This is a genomic window from Castellaniella sp. MT123, from assembly GCF_039614765.1.
Classification (GTDB): Bacteria; Pseudomonadota; Gammaproteobacteria; order Burkholderiales; family Burkholderiaceae_B; genus Castellaniella.
Genome location: NZ_CP154879.1, coordinates 1,048,496 through 1,068,570 on the forward strand (window position 1 = coordinate 1,048,496; position 20,075 = coordinate 1,068,570).

Here is a 20,075-nt window from a genome sequence, read left to right on the forward strand (position 1 = left end):
CGTAAACCGTTTGTAGAGCATTTCTATGCGCAACCCTGAAGTGACGCGCAGTCTCGACGCGCATCGCACGAAGACCGACTACGACCACGTTCGCGCACTCGCGACATTGATCCTGGCCGGATTGCTGGCCGGCTGTGCCGCCGGACCCGACTTCAAACGGCCGGCAGCCCCGGATGTAACCGGCTATACAGCGACGCCTTTACCGGCGCAAACGGCATCCGCACCTACGACCTTGGGAGATGCGCAGCACTTCAGCGCTGGTGCGAGCGTCAATGCGCAGTGGTGGCATGGTCTGGGTTCGTCCAAGCTCGATGCGCTGATCGAGCAAGCTTTTCAGGCCAGTCCAACGCTGGCTTCCGCCAAGGCCACCTTGCGGCAGGCGCAGGAAACCTATTCGGCGCGGGCGGGTTCGACACTGTATCCCCAAGCGGATGCCGACCTCGGCGCCCAGCACCAACGTCAGAATCCCAGCACCTTGGGGCAGACCGGCGATGCGCGGGAATTCAGTCTGTACAACGCCAGTATCGGCGTGCATTACCAACTCGACTTGGCCGGTGGCAACCGGCGTGCACTGGAAGCACTGGCCGCCCGCGCCGAGCATCGGCGCTACGAACTGGAAGGTGCGCGGCTGACCTTGGCGGCGAACATCACTACCACCGCCATCACCCAAGCCAGGCTCGCCGGGCAAATCCAGGCCACAGAGGCCATCCTCCGCGCCCAGGACGAACAACTGCAGCTCACCCGAGAGCGGGTTCGCCTCGGCCAGGCCGCGCCGGACGAGGTACTGGCCTTGCAGACCCAGGTGGAACAGACCCGCGCCGGACTTCCCTCGCTGCGCAAACAACTTCAGCAGAATGAACATCTGCTGGCGGTGCTCGTTGGCCGGGCGCCGGGCGCGGGAGGCTTACCCACCTTCACCCTGGAGGAATTTACCCTCCCGTCCGACCTGCCGTTGGTCTTGCCGTCCGAATTGGTGCGCCGCCGCCCCGACATTCAGGCCGCGGAAGCCCTATTGCATGCCGCCAACGCGGAATACGGCGTCGCGGTCGCCAAGTTGTACCCACAACTCAACATCAGCGCCAGCCTCGGTTCTCAGGCATTGAGCACCGGGGCATTGTTCGGCGGCGGCTCGGCGGTATGGAGTCTCGTCGGGCAGTTGACCCAACCGCTTTTCAATCCGGGCTTGCCCGCCGAAAAGCGGGCATCATTGGCCGCATTCGATGCGGCGGCGGCAAATTACCAAAGTGTCGTACTCGAAGCCCTCCGCAATGTGGCCGACGTATTGCGGGCACTGGACAACGATGCACAAACACTGGCTGCACTGGCAACCGCCGATACCGCGGCGCAGGGCTCTCTGGAGTCCATGCAAAGGCAATATGCACTGGGCGCCGCCAGTTATATCCAACTGCTGATTGCACAACAGCAGGCGCAACAGAATCGGATCAGCCTGATCGCGGCTCAGTCGCAACGCCTCGTCGATAGCGCGGCTTTGTACCAGGCCTTGGGTGGGGGCTGGGTTGCAAAAGTCGTGCCACAAGGTCTTTGATCGCCTGTGCTGCTGGCGCCTCGTTGGCAAACAACATGCGGTACATCAGAGGGGCGATCACGATGCGGATGCGCAAGCAAGGTGTATCATCTGGCACCAACGATCCGAGCCAGCGTTTCTTCCAGCAGGCTCCGATCCGCAGCGCGCTTTGCGTCGGTGCGCTGGGCCAGGTTGTGCAGCTTGCGCCGCACAGCCGGCAAATCGACCGCATGCGGAAGTTCGATCAGATCGAAGTCCGGCCGCTGGTCCTCAATGGATCGCAGAAATGAACACGATGGCTCATCCAGCCAACCGGCCACACGCGCCAGCAGGTGCTCATGAAAATCCAGCAAGACTTCGGCTTCAATGGGCTCAGCCGTCATACCCTTGAAGTGCGCCTCGAAGGTCGCTGCGAAATCCGCAGGCACGCGAGGCGCCAGCATCTCCCAGGCAGGCTTGGGGCTACAGGTCAGATAAACGAGAAAAGTCCGCCAGAGCACCTGATCAGCCCGTTCGTCTTCCAGCAACAAGCCGACATCGAAAAGATCGCGCGGATGCTGCCGCGAAAGTGCCGCAGCCAGCTTGCCAGCATAAAGATCAGAAAAATCCAGCACCTGCACCGAGGCGAAACCGAATGCGTCCTCCACCTTGGGGCGCACCACCATATTGCGCACTGGATGCACCGTACCGCGCATGACTGGCGTTGTCTCGATCTGCACACGCGCACGACCGCGACTGGCCACCAACCGCGTGACGCCTACACCCTCGCCTGCCGACAACTGCACCTGTAATTGCAGGGGCCGGGCGCGCAGCATATCGGCCAGCCGCCCAAGCGCGTCAGCAATCAGCTTCGCATCCTCGGCATAGTCATGCACAGGCAACCAAGCCAGATCAATGTCCACCGACAAGCGCGGCAGGTCGTGCTCGAACAGGTTGATTGCCGTGCCGCCCTTGAGCGCGAAACGCGGCTCCTGCGCAAGCACCGGCAGGATTTCGACCAACAGCCGAACCCGGTCGGTGTAGCGGCGATCCCAGTGATCAAGCCAGGTGCTCATCAAGGTCTCCCGGCAAGGTGATCTGGTAGATCGGATGCAGGCGACCGCCAGGCACCAATGCACGCTTTCCCCGGCCCAGATCGACACCATCCAGTGACACATGCGGCAGCCACGCATGCCGATGGCGCTCGGCTAGCGCCAGGAACACCCGTTTGGCCTTGATGCTGCAACAGTGGCGCAACAGCAGGCTGACCCGCTGCGGCCGCAGCGTCGTCATGGCCTGCATCAACGCATCGGCTTCATAGACCAACGTTGCGCCTGCGATGTCATCACACAGCTCCAGCATGGCCCGCTCGGGCGTGGAGCAGACCAAGGCATCGGCGCCCGGCGCAGCCTGATGCCACGTCAGCCCTTGCTCGGACAGTGTCTTCTCGGACACCTCCGATGCGAACGATAGGGGTGGCAGATCGAACGCCCCTTTGCCCAAGAACTCGAAACGCTGCTCCAACGGCAGCTTGCCGAGCCAACCCGGTGACCGCCCCAGCCCATACAGCGTGATTGTTCCAGCATCGCCCAGACGCAAGTAGTGCTCGTGCCCCTGCAGGCTTAGTGCGAAGCGGCCGCCAACATGCAACGACATACCCTCCCCAACCTGCAAGCTGCGGACCACACCTTCCCACTGCAAGTGGCCGCCCTTACGCATGTAGACACCGCGTACAGGCGACACCAGCCAGCCGCTGCTCACATAGCGCGCGACGAGGCTGTTGGAGTAGCCATGTGCCCGCAGCCAGCGACTTGATATCAGGCGTGTGTCGCCAAGTTCGGCTAACAGCAGGTTCAGTTTTCCTGTGTTTTGATCACTCATAGTGTTCAAAATACAATTTTTATAAACCCATGCCAAGACCTGAAGGTTTGGCTAAAGGTAAAAATGATCACTCATAGTGATCTTTTTACGACGACAATAAACCATACGCCGTGCATCGCTGGCTCGTTCAGCGAGAACAGTCATGCCGTTCTCCCTTCACAAGGCCGCGCTGAGGACGGGAACCGCCACGTTCTCAGAAAGCAGCTTCGGCACATGGGTGTCCACTTTCTCGCCGTGCAGGACCGCGAAGGCATAGACTTGCTTCACGATGTCACGGATGTGTACCGCAGTAGCAGGAGCGCCGCGTGCCTTCACCTTGTTGCAGAGCGCGCAGGTCATCAGCGGTGATTTCGTTGAGCTGCCGGTTCTGGAAGGCCGGAAGGATGTCCCGATCGACGACGCTCTTGCGCATCGCCTTGGTACTGTCGGCCATCCGAGCGTCCGCCAGCCACCCGCCTGCTACGTCGCCAAAGGTTTTGGCAGCGGTCAGGCGGCGCTTGTCGCGCTGCTTCTCTAGCGCGGGAGACTTGCCTTGGGCGACGGCCTTCTTGGCGTCGATCAGCTTTTCACGGGTCATCGCCAGCGAAATACCCGACCGCCCATACCGTCTCAATGGTCAGCGTCTCGCGCCGGCCATTGAGACGGTAATCGTAGCGGAAGGTGACGGTACCGGTGGGCGATACCGCCAGGGGTCAGGAGACCTGCTGATGCCCGGAAAGCCGCATGAAACAAGCTTTCCAGAGGAGCGATTTACCGTCAACGACCGATTGGCCTCGATAGTAAACAAGGAGGTCTTAATCCAGCCTCCGGTTTCTACCGTCACCTCTACCGCCAATCCGTTTCGCTGGCCGGCGATGGCCACCGATAGATGCCGTGACGTATCTTTTTTTAAATCAATACGTTACGTCAGTTTTTCGATAGCTGGCGATAGTCCTCGAAGGACCTAAATTCACTCCCACTCAATAGTTGTTTGCTCAAAAACAGCATTGATCCATAAGGGGAATTTCCTGCTAACCCTTGCCAATACCCTCAGCAATGCCCTTCTGGGAAGACCGCTTGGATCGGCCCAGCATTGCGGGTTATCCCTAGGCTCTGCATCGTCAGAAACGGAATCTTGCCAGGTTTGACAGGAGACTGCTGTCAACGCGGCCATCTCCACGGTAATACCATCCAGACCTGCTGAAAGGCCCATGATGCGGGCGTTTCATCCAACCGCTGAAGATTCTTATATTTTCTAACCAAAACGCCTCTTTACAGGAGATGCCATGTTCATAAAACATCATTTATGTTATCTTTTATGCACATAGCATCTCTTCAAGAGAGACGAATTGACCATAAACAGTAATTTCAACCTCAAGACAATGGGGCCGCGTGCTGCCCAGCTGCTCGTGGAGCTGAACGAGCGGCGCCAGACCACGTTCAACACCGCCGATGTCACCTCCATCACGGGCCTGTCACCGTCAGCCGCCCGTAACCTGGTGCACAAGGCCCAACAAAGAGGCCTCGTGACGCGATTAAAGCCAGGGTTGTACAACCTTGTACCCTTTGAGCTCGGTCGCGCTACAGAGCATGTCGATAGCCCGTTCATCATCGCCCGGGAACTGGCCGGCACAGCGCCCTACTTCTTGTCTCACGGTACGGCATTCGAATTGCACCGCATGGTGACCCAGCCGAACTTCACCATCTACGCCTCAAGCACACGACGCGTGCGCCCCCAGACCGTCGGTGGCTATGACTTCCGGTTTGTCCTCATCACGGACAAGCAAGACTTCGGCGTCATGAAGCACTGGATCGACAAGCAGCGCTTCGTCATGATCAGCGACATGGAACGAACCATCATCGACGGTCTCAGACATCCAGCCTACGTCGGAGGGATCACAGAGGTCGCCAAAGGCCTGTGGATGAAGCGGGACACGCTGAAGGTCGAACGGCTGATGGATTACGCGCAGCGTCTTGGTGTCGGTGCAGTGATACGTCGCTTGGGCTACTTGCTGGAACACTACGAACTGGCTGACGCAGCCACGTTAGAGCCTTTGCGGGCTCAGCTGACCGCCACCTACTTACGTCTCGATCCGCTGCTTTCAGCAGAGGGGCCTCATCTTTCCCGCTGGAAGCTTCAGCTGAATGTGCCCGCCGAAGAATTGGACAGCATAAGGTTCACCTGATGATCCCACAACGCAACATCTCAATGATCTCAAACGCGCTGGTCACCGCGGGTGGCCGTCGCATCCCCGAATCCGTCATCGAACGTGATTACGTGCTGGCCTGGTTCCTGACCGGATTGGCCAACCACCCGCTGCGTGAAGTCCTAGCATTCAAGGGAGGAACGGCCTTACGCCGCTGCTGGTTCCCCGATTACCGCTTCTCCGAGGATCTGGATTTCACACTGATTCGCCCCATCACGCTCGAAGAAATACTGGCCGGGCTCGACGAAATCTTCGCTGCCATCAGTGCCGAGACGGGCCTGCAGATCGCATTTGATCGCTCTGATCGTCACAGCCACCAAAATAGCCATACCTTTTATCTGCGCTACCAGGGTCCGCTGCCTGCTGAAAACGATGTGAAGGTCGATGTCACCATCAACGAAGTTCTGTGCTTTCCACTGCAAGACCGCCCGGTTCATCGCACCTACGACGGTTTTGACGATTTGCCCGTGGGACCAACCGTGAAGGTCTACGCCATCGAGGAAATCGTCATAGAGAAACTTCTTGCCCTCAGCGATCGGGCGCGTAACGAACCCCGCGATCTTTATGACCTATGGTATCTGCTCGATTCGGCGGATCTGCGAATTGCAGAAATGCGGCCTGAACTCGACGCGAAACTGGAATTGCGTCAACGGGACATCACAGGCATGGAACAAGCCATCGCAAAAAAGGAGGACCGCCTGCGACGACTATGGACGCAGCGCCTCGCCCACCAGATGAACCATCTGCCTCCCTTCGAGGATGTCTTTCGAGAAGTGTTGCGCACGGTTCGCGCTGCGAACTTGCCATAGACCGGTGACGCGTCTCTACCTGCATACGCAATCCGCCACCCTCTTTGCAGGAAATTCCTATGACTGAACCTCTATCCGAGGTCATCCGCATCCGGGTGACCCCGTCTCATGCTGCGCGACTGGGCGAGGCGGCTGCCTTGTCCGGCCTGTCACTGTCCAACTACATCCGCCGCCGCCTGGCGGCTGACGACACGCTACAGGAAGAACTGACGCTGCTGCGCCAGATCGTGGCTGACCTGAGTCAGCTGCGCGACACTCGCACGGCCACCATCGAGACCGCCCACCTGGTGCGGGCCATGGCCAAGCCTGAACACATTGCCATCGCGCAGGGCACGGCGCATGTCACGCGTGGAATCGGCCATGTCGTGCCCATGCAGCCAGTCGCGTGCCCAGGTATCGAAACGTTTTTCACCACGCAGCTGGTCTTTGCTGCGGGCCTTCTCTTGGGCGGGTGACACACCGGCTGCAATCTTCTGCTTGGCCTCGCGCAGCAGGGTTCGCGCCTGAGCCAGAGTGATCCCGCTGGGGCCATAGCGGCCAAAGGTCAGTGTCTCGCTGCGGCCATTCAAGCGGTAGTTGTACCGAAAGGAAATCGCGCCAGTCACACTGACCGCCACATACAGGCCCTCTTGATCCGCCACCTTGTATTGCTTATCGCGTGGCTTCAAATTACGGGGCATGGTATCGGTCAGCATGTGAATCCTTTTCAGAATCAATGAGTTGAGACGTGTCTGTCGGGTCTAGGATGGTATTGATCGACCTTTCCAATACCATCTTTTGATCAAACTGAAATTCACTCACAACTAATTGATATTCAACGGTATTACGAGTTTCAATACCATCCAGATGTCAATCATCAACGGATGGCACTTATCGCCGGGCCATGATAGCCCAGCTTCGATACCCGCAAAAATACCCTTGGAAACGCATGCTTGGGCGTGCCAGACACTGCCAGCAGAAACTAGACAAAAAAATGGAGAGCCGCTAAAACAGGGGCTCTCCAGTGTTCTGATGCCAGTTATTGCCGTGGCCTGCCAGACGGGAAATTATTCCCACTCGATCGTAGCCGGCGGCTTGCTCGACACGTCGTACGTCACCCGGTTGATCCCGCGCACTTCGTTGATGATGCGCGAGGACACCTTCTTCAGCAGCGCGTACGGCAATTCTGCCCAGTCGGCGGTCATGAAGTCGCTGGTCTGCACGGCGCGCAGCGCTACGACATAGTCGTAGGTGCGACCATCGCCCATCACACCCACGGACTTCACGGGCAGGAACACCGCAAAGGCCTGTGAGGTCAGTTCGTACCAGGACTTGCCCGATTCGGGATCGATGGTGTTGCGCAGTTCCGTAATGAAAATATCATCGGCGCGGCGCAGCAAGTCGGCGTATTCCTGCTTGACCTCGCCCAGGATGCGCACGCCCAGGCCGGGGCCCGGGAAGGGATGGCGGAAAACCATTTCCGGCGGCAGCCCCAGGGCCAGACCCAGATGACGGACCTCGTCCTTGAAGAGTTCGCGCAGGGGTTCCAGCAGCTTCAGGTTCAGGGTATCGGGCAGGCCGCCGACATTGTGGTGGGACTTGATGGCAACCGCCTTGCCGGTCTTCGAGGCGGCCGATTCGATTACGTCCGGATAGATGGTGCCCTGGGCCAGCCAGCGGGCGGACTTCAGCTTGGCGGATTCGGCCTGGAAAACCTCGACGAATTCGCGGCCGATGATCTTGCGCTTGGCTTCGGGATCGGAAACACCGGCCAGTTCGCCCATGAACTGTTCGCTGGCGTCGATGTGGATCACGCGGATACCCAGGTGGCGGGACATGGTGTCCATGACCTGCCTGGCCTCGTTGAGCCGCAGCAGGCCGTGATCCACGAAAACGCAGGTCAGCTTGTCGCCGATGGCCTTGTGGATCAGGGCGGCAGCCACCGAGGAATCGACCCCCCCGGACAGACCCAGGATGACCTCGTCGGTGCCGACCTGCTCGCGGATACGGGCGACCGCTTCGGTGACGTAGTCGGGCATGTTCCAGTCGCGCGCGCAGCCGCAGATTTCCGTGACGAAGCGCTGCAGGATGGCCTGCCCCTGGACGGTATGCGTGACTTCCGGGTGGAACTGGACCGCGTAGAAGCCGCGGTCTTCGTCGGCCATGCCGGCGATGTCGCACGATGGCGTGGAGGCCATGCGTTTGAAGCCGGGCGGCAACGCGGTAACGCGGTCACCGTGGCTCATCCAGACCTTCAGCATGCCGTGGCCTTCGGGGGTTTCGAAGTCCTGCAGGCCGTTCAGCAGACGGGTGTGGCCGTGGGCGCGCACTTCCGCATAGCCGAATTCGCGGTGGTCGGAGAATTCGACCTTGCCGCCCAGCTGCTGCGCCATGGACTGCATGCCGTAGCAGATACCCAGTACGGGAACGCCCACTTGAAACACGGCGCCAGGCACCTTCAGGGATTCCTCGGCATAGGCCGAGGCATGACTGCCCGACAGGATGATGCCTTTCAGGCCCTGCGTTTGCTGGTCGCGGATGAACGCGTCGTCCACGTCGCCCGGGTGGATCTCGCAATAGACACCGGCATCGCGAACGCGCCGGGCAATGAGCTGGGTGACCTGTGAACCGTAGTCCAGGATGAGAATGCGCTGGTGCATGGTGGATAATCTGGGAGGGCTGTTCAAGGTGTTAATGTAACCCATGCACCGATACGCTTCCACGGAGACACGCACCCATGCCATCCCGCTTTTCCCGCGTTCCGCTGCCCCTGGCCGGCCTGCTGTCCCTGGCCGTGGCCATGGGCATCGGCCGCTTCGCCTTCACGCCGGTGCTGCCCATGATGCAGGCCGATCTGGGGCTGAGCCTGGCCCAGGGCGGGTGGCTGGCCAGCGCCAATTATCTGGGCTATTTGCTGGGCGCCCTGATGGTGACGCACCTGAGCTGGTCCCCCGCGCAACTGCTGCGTCGGGGGCTGTGGCTGGTGGTCCTGATGACGGCCGCCATGGGGTTGGACACGCACTGGGCCGGCTGGCTGGTGTGGCGGCTGCTGGCGGGCATGGCTAGCGCCTGGGTCCTGATCGGGACAGCGTCGCTGTGCATCGCGCGCCTGAATGCCACGGGACAGGCCGGACGCAGCGGTGTGGTGTTTGCCGGTGTGGGCTGCGGCATCATGTTCGCCGGGCTGGCCTGTCTGGGGCTGACGGTGCTGGGCACCTCGTCCTCGCAAGCCTGGCTGTGGCTGGCGGCTGCCGCCCTGCTGGGGCTGCTGGGGGCGTCCATGCTGTGGCGTCAGCCCACCGAAACTACCATTGCCGCAACCGGAATCCGTCCGGACCATCCAGCCCAGCCGACGCACAACGACCATCGGACGACCCCCGATACGGCAGCCTTGACGCGATCCGCGTCCAGCACCGCCATAAATGATATCCCGGCAAACGCCGCCGCACGGCGTTCAGAAAACACTGCCCCAGCACGCGAGGCGGGTGACCCCGCCACCCCATTGCTGCACTGGGGCCTGATCCTGTGCTACGGGGTGTATGGCTTTGGCTACATTCTGCCGGCGACCTTCCTGCCTGCCCAGGCGCGGCTGCTGGTGCCCGACCCCTGGCTGTTCAGCCTGGCCTGGCCGGTCTTCGGGCTGGCAGGCGCCCTCTCCACACTGGTCGCCAGTCGGCTCGCGCGTCACCTGACCCGGCCGCAACTCTGGGCGGGCGCCCAGCTCGTGATGGCGATCGGTGTGCTGGCGCCCGTGCTATGGCATAGCCTGGCGGCGATCCTGTTCGCGGCGTTGTGTGTGGGCAGCACGTTCATGGTGATCACCATGGTGGGGCTGCAGGAAGCCCAAGCCACGGTCGGCACGGCGGGCGCAAAACGCCAGATGGCCGCCATGACGGCATCGTTCGCCCTGGGACAGCTGATCGGACCGCTGTTTTTCAGCCTGACGCATCAGTGGTTCGGCGCACCGCTGGAATTCGCACTGGTCATGGGCACGCTGGGGCTGGTGGCCGGGGCCCTGCCCATCTTGCGCCTGCAGGGCAGACAAGACACGCCACCGATCCCGCGACAGGAAAGCTGATCACCATTCGCCTGACATAGCCTGGCGAACCATACACCCCGAATTCGTCAACATAAGGACATCGTCATGCCAGACTCCAACACCTACGTCCTGGTTCATGGCGCCTGGCATGGCGGCTGGTGCTGGTCGCGCGTCGCCGACACTCTCAGGCAGGCAGGACATCATGTCCACACCCCCACCCTGCCCGGTCTGGGCGAGCGCCGCCATGAACTGTCGGCATCCATCGACCTGGAAACCTTCATCCAGGATCTCTGCCGGATGCTGATCCGGGAAGGCCTGCACGACATCATCCTGGTTGGCCACAGTTTCGGCGGGCTGGTGATCTCGGGTGCGGCGGACCGGCTGCCTGAACGGATCGCCAGGCTGGTCTACCTGGACGCCTTCCTGCTGCCGCCCGGGACGTCGACCTTCGACACATTACCGCCCGAACTCGTGACCAAGCTGGAACACGGCGCGGCGGCGACAGGCGGCATTGCGCCACCCCGCCCGGACAGTTTTGGCCTGACGGATCAGGCCGACATCGATTTCGTCCAGGCACGGCTGACGCCCCAGCCCATCGGTAGTTATCGCGAGCCGCTGCGGCTGCGGCATCCGCTGGGCAATGGTCTGCCCATCACCTACGTACGCTGCACGCAACCGCCGTTCCCAGCTGTGGCCGGGTCCTATACCTGGGCGCGCGAGACCTTTGGAGAACACTGGGACTGGATGGATCTGGCAACCGGCCACGATGCCATGATCAGCGCGCCAGACGCCGTGACCGTGATGCTGACGCGCCTTCAGGGTGGTCAGTCCGCCCGGTAGTTGGGTGCTTCCTTGGTGATCTGCACGTCGTGGACATGCGACTCACGCACCCCCGCCGCCGTGATTTCCACGAATTCCGCCTGCGCGTGCAGGTCCGGAATCGTGGCGCAACCGCAGTAGCCCATGGAAGCCCGAATACCGCCCACCAATTGGTAGATGATGGCGATCACGCTGCCCTTATAGGGGACACGCGCCTCGATGCCCTCGGGCACCAGCTTGTCGACGTTGTTGCTGGGATCCTGGAAATAGCGGTCGGCGGAGCCGTCCGCCATCGCGCCCAGACTGCCCATGCCACGATAGGACTTGTACGACCGGCCCTGGAACAGGACGACCTCGCCGGGGGCCTCTTCGGTGCCCGCGAACATGCCACCCATCATGCAGGTGGATGCGCCCGCGGCCAGGGCCTTGGCCACGTCGCCGGAATAACGGATGCCGCCGTCAGCGATCAGCGGCACGCCAGTGCCTTCCAGCGCCTGGGCCACGTCGGCGATCGCCGTGATCTGCGGCACCCCGACGCCCGCCACGATGCGGGTCGTGCAGATGGAACCCGGGCCAATGCCGACCTTGACCGCGTCGGCGCCGGCCTCGACCAGCGCGCGCGCCGCGGCGGCGGTCGCGATATTGCCGCCGACGACCTGGATGTTGGGGTAGTGTTTCTTGACCCAGCGGACACGTTCGATGACGCCCGCCGAATGGCCGTGCGCGGTGTCCACGACGATCACGTCCACGCCGGCGGCCGCCAGCTTTTCCACGCGTTCACCGGTGCCTTCGCCTACGCCGACCGCCGCGCCCACGCGCAGCTGCCCTTGGGCATCCTTGCTGGCCAGGGGGTGTTCGGTGTTCTTGACGATGTCCTTCACGGTGGCCAGGCCGCGCAGCTGGAATTTGTCGTTGACGATCAGCACACGTTCCAGGCGATGCTTGTGCATCAGCGCCTGGGCTTCTTCCAGGGTGGCGCCTTCCGTCAGGGTGACCAGGCGGTCCTGCGGCGTCATGACCTCGCGCAGGGACATGTCGAGGCGGTCTTCGAAACGCAGATCGCGGTTGGTGACGATGCCGACGAGTTTGCCGCCCTCGACCACCGGCAGACCGGAGATGCCGTGCTGGCGCTGCAGTTCGATGGCGTCGCGCACCTTCATCGTGGGCGTGACAGTGACCGGATCGATGACGATGCCGAATTCGTGGCGTTTTACCCGCGCGACCTCGCGCGCTTGTTCGTCGGCGCTGAGGTTTTTATGGACGATGCCGATGCCGCCTTCCTGGGCCATGGCGATGGCCAGGCCGGACTCGGTGACGGTGTCCATGGCGGCGGAAACGAGGGGGATGTTCAGCTGAATGCCACGGGTAAGCTGCGTGGTGAGGCGCGCATCGCGCGGCAGAACCTGGGAATAAGCTGGGACCAGGAGGACGTCGTCGAAGGTGAGCGCTTTTTTGATCAGACGCATAAACTGGGTAGACTCCGGGCAAAGCAGGATTATACGCTCAAACAACAGGCGGCAGCGACCGCCGGGCGTGACATGACGCCTGCGGGCGGGAGACAGGCTTGCGGATATTGCTGATTGAAGACAACCCCGATCTGGGGGATGCGATCGAAACCAAACTGCGCGTCAGCGGGCACAGCGTGGAATGGGTGCGGGACGGCCTGGCCGCGTCCCGGTGGGTGGCCGGCGGCGGCTGGGACGCCATCGTGCTGGACGTCATGCTGCCAGGCAAGGACGGCTTCACGATTCTGCGCGAACTGCGCGACAGCGCCTGCGACACCCAGGTGCTGGTGATCACCGCCCGCGCCGAGATCGAGGACAAGGTCGGGATGCTGGATCTGGGCGCTGACGATTACATGGTCAAACCCTTCGACCTGCGCGAACTCGAAGCCCGCCTGCGCGCCCTGTTGCGCCGCGCGGCGGGCCATAGTTCCAACCTGGCCCATTACGGCGACCTGGCGCTGGACACCACCAACCGCTGCGCGACGCTGGCGGGCCAGCCGATCGATCTGGGACGGCGCGAATTCCGGCTGCTGGAGATCCTGCTGTCGCGGCTGGGCCAGACCGTCGGCAAGGAACGCCTGATGAATCAGCTGTTCTCGCTGGACGAGGACGTGTCCCTGAACGCCCTGGAGCTGCAGGTCTCTCGGTTGCGCAAGAAACTCGCGGGATCCGCCGTGCATATCGTGACGGTGCGCGGCACCGGCTATCAGGCGCATTGCGATGCCGGCTAGATCTTTTTCCATCCGCAACCGCATCTTCGCCGCGGCGATCGTCATCCTGCTGGCTTCATCCCTGGGCCTGTTCGTTTTCCTGCGGGATTATGCCCGGCGCGCGTCGGACCAGGCTTTCGACCGCGTGCTGGCGGCATCGGCATTGTCGATCGCCGGCGCCATCAGCATGGAGGACAACCGGATCGCAGTGGAGCTGCCCTACGCCGCGCTGGCGATGCTGTCGCGCCAGCAGCGGGTCTTCTACAGCGTGCGGGATCCCGGGGGCCGGCTGGTGACGGGCTATGACGACCTGGATGGCGGCATGCCGCTGGCCACATCCGCCAACCCGACCTTCGCCGATCATACCTACCACGGCGACGCACTGCGGATCGCGACTCTGGGGCGGCTGATCAGCTTCAACCGCCAGACGCACTGGATCACGATCCGCGTGGCGGAAACCCGCGATGCCCGCGACGCACTGGCCGCCGAGATCCTGCAGCGCGGCGCGACCCCACTACCCATCATGGCGGCGGTCGCCCTGGTGCTGCTGTGGTTCGGCATTACGCGCGCCTTCCGGCCGCTGCGGGGTCTGGAACGCGAACTGCGGCATCGTCAGCCCGAGGACATGGAACCGCTGAGCAGTCCCGCGCCGCGTGAAGTCACCCGGTTGGTGGAAGCCCTGAACGGCTTCATGCAGCGGCTGCAGGCGATGCTCGACATGCTGCACAATCTGGTCGCCGACGCCGCCCATCAGGTGCGCACGCCCCTGGCGTCGCTGCGGGCCCAGGCGGAAGTCGCTCTGGATGAGGACGACCCGAAACGGCTGCGCGAGCGGCTGGAGCGCATTTTGAACAACGCGACTCGCGCCAGCCTGCTGGTCAACCAGCTGATGATGGACGCCACGATCACCCACCGGCTGGGCGTCCGGGGCAACGACCTCGTGGAACTGCTGGACGTGCTGGACGAGGTCCGGCAACGGATCCGCCCGGAGGACGCGGCGCGGCTGCGGATCTCGCTCTCGCCCGGACTGAAGGATGCGCGTATCGTCGGCGATCGGGTCGCCCTGCGGGAAATGATGCTCAACCTGATCGACAATGCCCTGCGGCATGCGCCGGACAGCCCGGTCGAAGTCAACATCAATCCGGCCCCCGACCGGCGCCTGGTCCTGCAGGTCGCGGACCGGGGACCTGGCATCCCCAACGCGGAAAAAGAGCAGGTCCTCAAGCGCTTCGTGCGCGGCGCGGCGGCGCAGTCCACGCCAGGGTCGGGACTGGGCCTGGCCATCGTCCAGTCGGTCGTGCAAAGCCACGGGGGCGCCCTGACGCTGCGCAATCGCCCTGGGGGCGGCCTGCTGGCCTGCGTCACCCTGCCCCTCGGCCCAGCCGGGCGCACCCTGCCCGGGTCACTGGCCAGCCTCTGCATCGCGGCGGCCTGCATCCTGGGGCTGATCGCGGCGCCGAGCCCGGCGGACGCACAGATCCTGACCACACGCTACCCGGCCGCACAGCACGAAACCGCGACCCTGACCGTGGCCGGCCCGACCGACACGCCCGTCTTCGACACACTGGCCCGCGCCTTCCAGCGGACGCACCCGGGCATCGCCCTGGTCTATCACGAACTAGGCAGCCGCCAGCTGTACGAACGGACAGTGGCCGCAAGCCTGCCGCCGACCGACGTCCTGATCAGTTCCGCCGAAGACCTGCAACTGCGCCTGGCCAACGACGGCTACGCGCTGCGCCATGAATCGCCCCTGACCCGGCGCCTGCCGCCCTGGGCGATCTGGCGCTCCGAGGTCTTCGGCTTCACCTTCGAGCCGGTGGTGATGGTCTACAACACCGACCGCTACACCGCAAAAACCGCGCCCCATTCCCGTAGCGAACTGCTGCGCACCCTGGAGCGGCAAGGCCCCCACGCGCGCATCGGCACCTACGACATCGCCATCAGCAGCGTTGGTCACCTGCTGGTCACCCAGGATGAGATGATCTCGTCCAACTTCTGGGGGCTGGCTAACGCTCTGGGCCGCGTCGGCGTGCGGCTGGTGGCGGACACGCGCGATATCCTGGACCGTATCGAGGCGGGCGAACTGGACCTGGGCTACAACGTGCTGGGCTCGTATGTGCGCGCCTACCGGGGGCGGTACACCAAGCTGGGCATCGTCGTCCCGGATGATTACCAATTGGTCCTGACGCGCACCGCGCTGATCTTGCGCCAGACCCGGCAGCCGGCGCTGGCGGGCGAATTCATCGACTGGCTGCTGTCGGCACAAGGCCAGGCGGTGATCGACGGCCCCGGTGGCCTGGGCGCGCTCCCTGACCTAAGGACAGACGCCGACGACGCCGCCCCCGTTGCCATCGACGGGCTGGCGCATGCGTCCAGCATCGTCCAACCCATCGCGTTGAATCCTTCGCTGCTGGTCGGGCTGGATCAGCAGCGCCATGAACGCTTCCTGCGGAACTGGCGGCGCCTGGTCACCGACACGCCGAACCCGTCCGATGCGGTGGCACCTTCCAACACCACGACAGGACGCTGACAGGTCCGGCCCCTAAGATGATCTCCAAAGCCGGTCGGAAACCGGCTCCCGATAACAACAGAGAAGGAGACTCGTCCATGCGCCATCCCGTCACCCGAACCGTTCTGTGCGCCGCCATCCTGTCGGGCGCACTCGCCGCGACAGCCGGCGCGCAGACCGCGCCGCAAGGCTACCCGGCCGGATACCAGCCCCTGGTGTCCGCCGCCGCCAAGGAAGGCAAGGTCATTGTCTATTCGACCACCGACACCAAAGCCGCGAACCCGGTCATCCAGGATTTCGAAAAGCTCTACCCCGGCATCAAGGTCGAATACAACGACATGAACAGCACCGAGCTCTACAGCCGCTATCTCAGCGAGCAGGCCTCGGGCAGCAACAGCGGCGACGTGGTCTGGAGCTCGGCCATGGATGCCACCATGAAGCTGGCCAAGAGTTACGCCATGGCCTATCCCTCGGTCGAACTCTCCCACCTGCCGGCTTGGTCGGTCTGGGAAAAGAAAGCGTACGGCACGACCTTCGAACCGGCCGTCTTCATCTACAACAAGCGACTGGTCAAGGCGGATGAGGTGCCCACCACCCACGCGGCATTCGCCAAACTGGTGGCTGGCGACACTGCCCGGTTCAAGAGCAAGGTCACCACCTACGACGTCGAGAAATCCGCCGTCGGCTTCATGCTGGCCGTCCAGGATCAGCGCAACGACCCGAATTACCAGAGCTTCCTGAAGGATTCCAGCAAAGCCGGCCTGGTCGTGCAGTCCTCGACCGGCACCATGATGGAGCGCGTCTCCTCCGGTGAAAACCTGCTGGGCTACAACATCCTCGGATCTTATGCTGAAACCCGCGCCAAGTCGGACCCCAGTCTGGGGGTGTCGTATCCGACCGACTACACACTGATACTGTCGCGCGTGGCCTTCATCAGCAAAGGCGCCCAGCACCCGAACGCGGCCAAGCTCTGGATGGACTACCTGCTGTCCCAGCGAGGACAGAACGTGCTGGCCAATCAGGCCAACCTGGCCTCGGTGCGCACCGATATCGACGGCGACAACGACGTCGACGGCATGACCAAGAAGCTGGGCAGCGCGCTCAAGCCCATCCCGGTCGATGAATCGCTGCTGGACTATCTGGATCAGGGCAAGCGCCTGGCATTCATCAAGATGTGGCGCAAGGACGCCGGCAAGTAAGCGCCGCGCCCTTCGTCCGGCCCCGATTCCCGCCGCCTGCCGGGGCCGGCATCTCCAACGGTCCACCGAGTATCCCCCATGTCATTCCTACGCCTTCGGCAGCAGTCGCTGCCCCGCGGCCTGGTCGTGACGCTGACCGCGCTGGCGATCTACCTGCCGCTGTCATTCATCATCGTCCAGAGCTTTCTGTCGGAACCCTTCTTCCTGCCCGACAAGCACATCGGGCTGGATGCGTTCCGGTTCATCTTCGCCGACCCCGATTTTTACGAGGCACTGATCAATGGCTTCCTGCTGGCCTTCGGGCTGGTCGCCATCGCGGTGCCGCTGGGCGGGATCCTGGCGTTTCTCGTTTCGCGCACCGATCTGCCGGGACGACGCTGGATTCAGCCCCTGATCCTGGTGCCGGTCTTCGTCTCGCCCATGGTGCTGGGTTTCGGTTATGTCGTAGCCGCCGGCCCGGTCGGATTTTTTTCCACCTGGACCCAGAACCTGCTGGGGTTCGTGCCCTGGAACATCTATTCCCTGCCGGCCATCATCGTCATCGCCGGACTGACGCACGTGCCCTACGCCTATCTGTATATCTCCTCGGCCCTGCACAGCCTGGGGTCCGACGTTGAAGAGGCAGCCCGCAGCACGGGAGCGTCCCCCTTGCAGGTCATGACGGCCGTCAGCCTGCCCATGGTCCGCCCCGCCCTGTCGTACGCGGCCGTGCTGCTGTTCTTCCTGGGGCTGGAGGTCTTCGGCCTGATGCTGGTGCTGGGGGACCCCGAAGGCCACCTGGTCCTGTCGACCTACCTGTACAAGCTGACCAACAAGCTCGGTGTGCCGTCCTACCACCTGATGGCGGCGGTGGCCATGGTGCTGATCGCCTTCACGATCCCGCTGGTGACGCTACAGCGGCATTTGCTCAGCAGCGCCAGCCGCTATGCGACCGTCAAGGGCAAGGTCACGCGTCCGCGCGTCCTGCCCCTGGGAAAATGGCGTCTGACCGCGGGGGTGATCGTGGGCCTGTGGCTGTTCGTCGCCATCATCGTACCGCTCACCGGCGTGGTGCTGCGCGCGTTCGTCACCAACTGGGGGGTGGGCATTTCGCTCAGGGACGTGCTGTCGGTCCATGCTTTCCAGACCATCTGGGAACAGCCGACCTTGATGCGGGCCGTCTGGAATTCGATCCTGATCGGCGTCATCGGCGGGGCGCTCGCGGTCGGATGCTACACCGCAATCGCCCTGGCGATGCACCGAAAACCGGACCATGCAACCCGCTTTCTGGACTACAGCGTGCTGATTCCGCGGGCCGTCCCCGGGCTGCTCGCGGGCCTGGCATTCCTGTGGATCTTCCTGTTCATCCCCATGTGGCTGAAGGATTCGCTGGCTGACGGCTGGTTATCCGTTCTGCCGGGCGCGGCCTGGCTGCAGACGCACGCGGTCGAGCCCTTGCGCAGCCTGCGGTCCACGATCTTCAGCGTCTGGCTGGCCTATTCGGTGGTCTGGATGGCCTACGGACTGCGCCTGATCTCATCCACGTTGCTGCAGGTATCCCCCGAACTGGAGGAGGCCGCGCGCAGCACGGGCGCCCGGCCGTCCCAGGTCACGCGCCACGTCACGGTCCCCCTGGCCCGCTACGGTCTGATCGGGTCGTGGCTGCTGATGTTCCTGATCTTCGAGCGGGAATACTCGACCGGCGTCTATCTGCTCACCCCCGGCACCGAAACCATCGGATCGATGCTGGTCTCGCTCTGGGCCACCGGCGCCATCGACATCGTGGCAGCGCTGTCCTTCATCAATATTTTGCTGGTCGTCATCGGCATGGGCGTTGCCCTGCGTTTTGGAGTCAAGTTACATGATTGAACTCACTGTCCAGGACCTATATCTGAATTACGGCACCAACCCGGTTCTCAGGGGTGTCTCTCTGCAGCTTCAGCGTGGCGAAGTCGTCGCGTTGCTGGGCTCGTCGGGCAGCGGCAAGACCACGCTGCTGCGCGCCATCGCCGGGCTGGAACAAGCCACCCAGGGCCGCATCACGATGAACGACCGGGTGCTCTTCGACGGTGCCACCCGCACCGAACTGCCGGCCGAACAGCGCGATCTGGGTATCGTGTTCCAGTCCTACGCGCTCTGGCCCCACAAGACCGTGGCGGAAAACATCGCCTACCCGCTGAAGCTGCGCAAGGTCAAGGCGTCGGAACAGCAGGCCCGTGTCCAGGAAATCCTGGATCAGCTGGGCATGGGCAAGCTGGGGCAGCGTTATCCCAACGAACTGTCGGGCGGACAGCAACAGCGCGTCGCCATTGGCCGGGCGCTGGTCTACAACCCGCCCGTGTTGCTGCTCGACGAACCGCTGTCCAACCTGGACGCCAAGCTGCGCGAGGAAGCCCGCGCCTTTCTGCGCGAACTGATTCTGCGCCTGGGACTGTCGGCCATCCTGGTCACCCATGATCAGGCCGAGGCCATGGCGATTTCCGACCGCATCCTGTTGTTGCACGAAGGCCGGATCGAACAGCAGGGCACGCCGCAGGAAATGTATGCGTTCCCGCAGACCCGATTCTGTGCGGAATTCATGGGCAGCAACAACAGCCTGCGCGGCAAGGTCGCCGAGATCGACGCGGAACAGGCGACGCTTCAGGGGGGAAACTGGTCGATTCGCGGGATCGCCAAGGGGCCACTGGCCAGCGGCCAGGACGCCATCGCCATCGTCCGCCTGGAACAGGTTCGACTGAGCCAGGAGCCCGCCCCCAACAGCATCCGCATGCCGGTATCGGCCAGCATGTACTTGGGCGACAAATGGGAATACCTGTTCCGCCACGCCGGCGCGCACGACCCCGAAGCCCTCACCCTGCGCGCCTACGGACGGCACGAGCGCACACCGGATCCGTGCTATCTGGCGTTGCCGCCCGAAGCCGTATGGATCTTCCCGGCCTGAACCGGCGGGCGCGGC

At 63.1% G+C, this 20,075-nt stretch carries 14 protein-coding genes and 2 pseudogenes; 10 read left to right on the forward strand and 6 right to left on the reverse strand.

Annotation, left to right across the window (positions count from 1 at the left end; translation table 11 throughout):
• Positions 1 to 25 precede the first annotated feature (25 nt).
• On the forward strand, positions 26 to 1,546 hold the full coding sequence (locus tag ABCV34_RS04855) for an efflux transporter outer membrane subunit (protein WP_345798087.1): 1,521 nt from the start codon (positions 26 to 28) through the stop codon (positions 1,544 to 1,546).
• Positions 1,547 to 1,632: 86 nt separating this feature from the next.
• Here ABCV34_RS04855 and ABCV34_RS04860 read toward each other — a convergent pair whose 3' ends face one another.
• From ABCV34_RS04860 to ABCV34_RS04870, 3 genes and pseudogenes are all read right to left on the reverse strand, one after another.
• Positions 1,633 to 2,580 (reverse strand): nucleotidyl transferase AbiEii/AbiGii toxin family protein, encoded by a 948-nt coding sequence (locus ABCV34_RS04860; protein WP_345798088.1) that lies wholly within the window; start codon positions 2,578 to 2,580, stop codon positions 1,633 to 1,635.
• Positions 2,564 to 3,385: a type IV toxin-antitoxin system AbiEi family antitoxin domain-containing protein gene (locus ABCV34_RS04865; protein ID WP_345798089.1), complete on the reverse strand. Its 822-nt coding sequence runs from the start codon at positions 3,383 to 3,385 to the stop codon at positions 2,564 to 2,566. The genes ABCV34_RS04860 and ABCV34_RS04865 overlap by 17 nt, the downstream gene beginning before the upstream one ends.
• A 219-nt stretch (positions 3,386 to 3,604) precedes the next feature.
• Positions 3,605 to 4,068 (reverse strand): annotated as a pseudogene (locus ABCV34_RS04870) (integrase arm-type DNA-binding domain-containing protein); the annotation flags it as partial.
• Between the two features lie 645 nt (positions 4,069 to 4,713).
• Here ABCV34_RS04870 and ABCV34_RS04875 point away from each other — a divergent pair.
• Together ABCV34_RS04875 and ABCV34_RS04880 are read left to right on the forward strand one after the other, a co-directional pair.
• Entirely contained in the window at positions 4,714 to 5,550 is an 837-nt protein-coding gene (locus tag ABCV34_RS04875) for a type IV toxin-antitoxin system AbiEi family antitoxin domain-containing protein (protein ID WP_345798090.1), read from the forward strand.
• The gene (locus ABCV34_RS04880; protein WP_345798091.1) at positions 5,550 to 6,380 is read left to right on the forward strand and encodes a nucleotidyl transferase AbiEii/AbiGii toxin family protein; all 831 of its coding nucleotides are present in this window, start codon (positions 5,550 to 5,552) and stop codon (positions 6,378 to 6,380) included. The genes ABCV34_RS04875 and ABCV34_RS04880 overlap by 1 nt, the downstream gene beginning before the upstream one ends.
• 320 nt (positions 6,381 to 6,700) lie before the next feature.
• On the opposite strand, the pseudogene ABCV34_RS04885 reads toward ABCV34_RS04880, so the two are convergent.
• Positions 6,701 to 7,075 (reverse strand): annotated as a pseudogene (locus ABCV34_RS04885) (Arm DNA-binding domain-containing protein); the annotation flags it as partial.
• 351 nt (positions 7,076 to 7,426) lie between these two features.
• Entirely contained in the window at positions 7,427 to 9,019 is a 1,593-nt protein-coding gene (gene guaA / locus ABCV34_RS04890) for a glutamine-hydrolyzing GMP synthase (RefSeq protein ID WP_345798092.1), read from the reverse strand.
• A 77-nt stretch (positions 9,020 to 9,096) separates the two neighbouring features.
• Here guaA and ABCV34_RS04895 point away from each other — a divergent pair, with 77 nt between their 5' ends.
• Positions 9,097 to 10,437, forward strand: coding sequence for a YbfB/YjiJ family MFS transporter (locus ABCV34_RS04895; RefSeq protein WP_345798093.1), 1,341 nt, complete (start codon positions 9,097 to 9,099; stop codon positions 10,435 to 10,437).
• Between the two features lie 66 nt (positions 10,438 to 10,503).
• Positions 10,504 to 11,238 carry an alpha/beta fold hydrolase gene (locus ABCV34_RS04900; protein ID WP_345798094.1) on the forward strand — a complete coding sequence of 245 codons (735 nt, stop codon included), beginning with the start codon at positions 10,504 to 10,506 and terminating at the stop codon, positions 11,236 to 11,238.
• Here ABCV34_RS04900 and guaB read toward each other — a convergent pair.
• Positions 11,223 to 12,683, reverse strand: a complete 1,461-nt coding sequence (guaB, locus tag ABCV34_RS04905; protein WP_345798095.1) for an IMP dehydrogenase — start codon at positions 12,681 to 12,683, stop codon at positions 11,223 to 11,225. The genes ABCV34_RS04900 and guaB overlap by 16 nt on opposite strands.
• A 98-nt stretch (positions 12,684 to 12,781) precedes the next feature.
• Between guaB and ABCV34_RS04910 the strand changes: the two genes are divergently transcribed.
• From ABCV34_RS04910 to ABCV34_RS04930, 5 genes are all read left to right on the forward strand, one after another.
• Positions 12,782 to 13,453, forward strand: coding sequence for a response regulator transcription factor (locus ABCV34_RS04910; protein WP_345798096.1), 672 nt, complete (start codon positions 12,782 to 12,784; stop codon positions 13,451 to 13,453).
• Positions 13,443 to 15,962 carry an extracellular solute-binding protein gene (locus ABCV34_RS04915; protein WP_345798097.1) on the forward strand — a complete coding sequence of 840 codons (2,520 nt, stop codon included), beginning with the start codon at positions 13,443 to 13,445 and terminating at the stop codon, positions 15,960 to 15,962. Before ABCV34_RS04910 ends, ABCV34_RS04915 begins: the two co-directional genes overlap by 11 nt.
• Before the next feature lie 77 nt (positions 15,963 to 16,039).
• The gene (locus tag ABCV34_RS04920) at positions 16,040 to 17,140 is read left to right on the forward strand and encodes an ABC transporter substrate-binding protein (RefSeq protein ID WP_345798098.1); all 1,101 of its coding nucleotides are present in this window, start codon (positions 16,040 to 16,042) and stop codon (positions 17,138 to 17,140) included.
• Positions 17,141 to 17,218: 78 nt separating this feature from the next.
• Positions 17,219 to 18,988, forward strand: a complete 1,770-nt coding sequence (locus ABCV34_RS04925; RefSeq protein WP_345798099.1) for an iron ABC transporter permease — start codon at positions 17,219 to 17,221, stop codon at positions 18,986 to 18,988.
• Positions 18,981 to 20,060: an ABC transporter ATP-binding protein gene (locus tag ABCV34_RS04930; RefSeq protein ID WP_345798100.1), complete on the forward strand. Its 1,080-nt coding sequence runs from the start codon at positions 18,981 to 18,983 to the stop codon at positions 20,058 to 20,060. The genes ABCV34_RS04925 and ABCV34_RS04930 overlap by 8 nt, the downstream gene beginning before the upstream one ends.
• Positions 20,061 to 20,075 lie beyond the last annotated feature (15 nt).

What these genes read in the sequence shown, in the direction of transcription:
- ABCV34_RS04855 (WP_345798087.1), top strand. Translation starts at nt 26, where the DNA reads ATGCGCAACCCTGAAGTGACGCGCAGTCTCGACGCGCATCGCACGAAG.
- ABCV34_RS04860 (WP_345798088.1), bottom strand. Translation starts at nt 2,580, where the DNA reads ATGAGCACCTGGCTTGATCACTGGGATCGCCGCTACACCGACCGGGTT.
- ABCV34_RS04865 (WP_345798089.1), bottom strand. Translation starts at nt 3,385, where the DNA reads ATGAGTGATCAAAACACAGGAAAACTGAACCTGCTGTTAGCCGAACTT.
- ABCV34_RS04880 (WP_345798091.1), top strand. Translation starts at nt 5,550, where the DNA reads ATGATCCCACAACGCAACATCTCAATGATCTCAAACGCGCTGGTCACC.
- guaA (WP_345798092.1), bottom strand. Translation starts at nt 9,019, where the DNA reads ATGCACCAGCGCATTCTCATCCTGGACTACGGTTCACAGGTCACCCAG.
- ABCV34_RS04895 (WP_345798093.1), top strand. Translation starts at nt 9,097, where the DNA reads ATGCCATCCCGCTTTTCCCGCGTTCCGCTGCCCCTGGCCGGCCTGCTG.
- ABCV34_RS04900 (WP_345798094.1), top strand. Translation starts at nt 10,504, where the DNA reads ATGCCAGACTCCAACACCTACGTCCTGGTTCATGGCGCCTGGCATGGC.
- guaB (WP_345798095.1), bottom strand. Translation starts at nt 12,683, where the DNA reads ATGCGTCTGATCAAAAAAGCGCTCACCTTCGACGACGTCCTCCTGGTC.
- ABCV34_RS04915 (WP_345798097.1), top strand. Translation starts at nt 13,443, where the DNA reads ATGCCGGCTAGATCTTTTTCCATCCGCAACCGCATCTTCGCCGCGGCG.
- ABCV34_RS04920 (WP_345798098.1), top strand. Translation starts at nt 16,040, where the DNA reads ATGCGCCATCCCGTCACCCGAACCGTTCTGTGCGCCGCCATCCTGTCG.
- ABCV34_RS04925 (WP_345798099.1), top strand. Translation starts at nt 17,219, where the DNA reads ATGTCATTCCTACGCCTTCGGCAGCAGTCGCTGCCCCGCGGCCTGGTC.
- ABCV34_RS04930 (WP_345798100.1), top strand. Translation starts at nt 18,981, where the DNA reads ATGATTGAACTCACTGTCCAGGACCTATATCTGAATTACGGCACCAAC.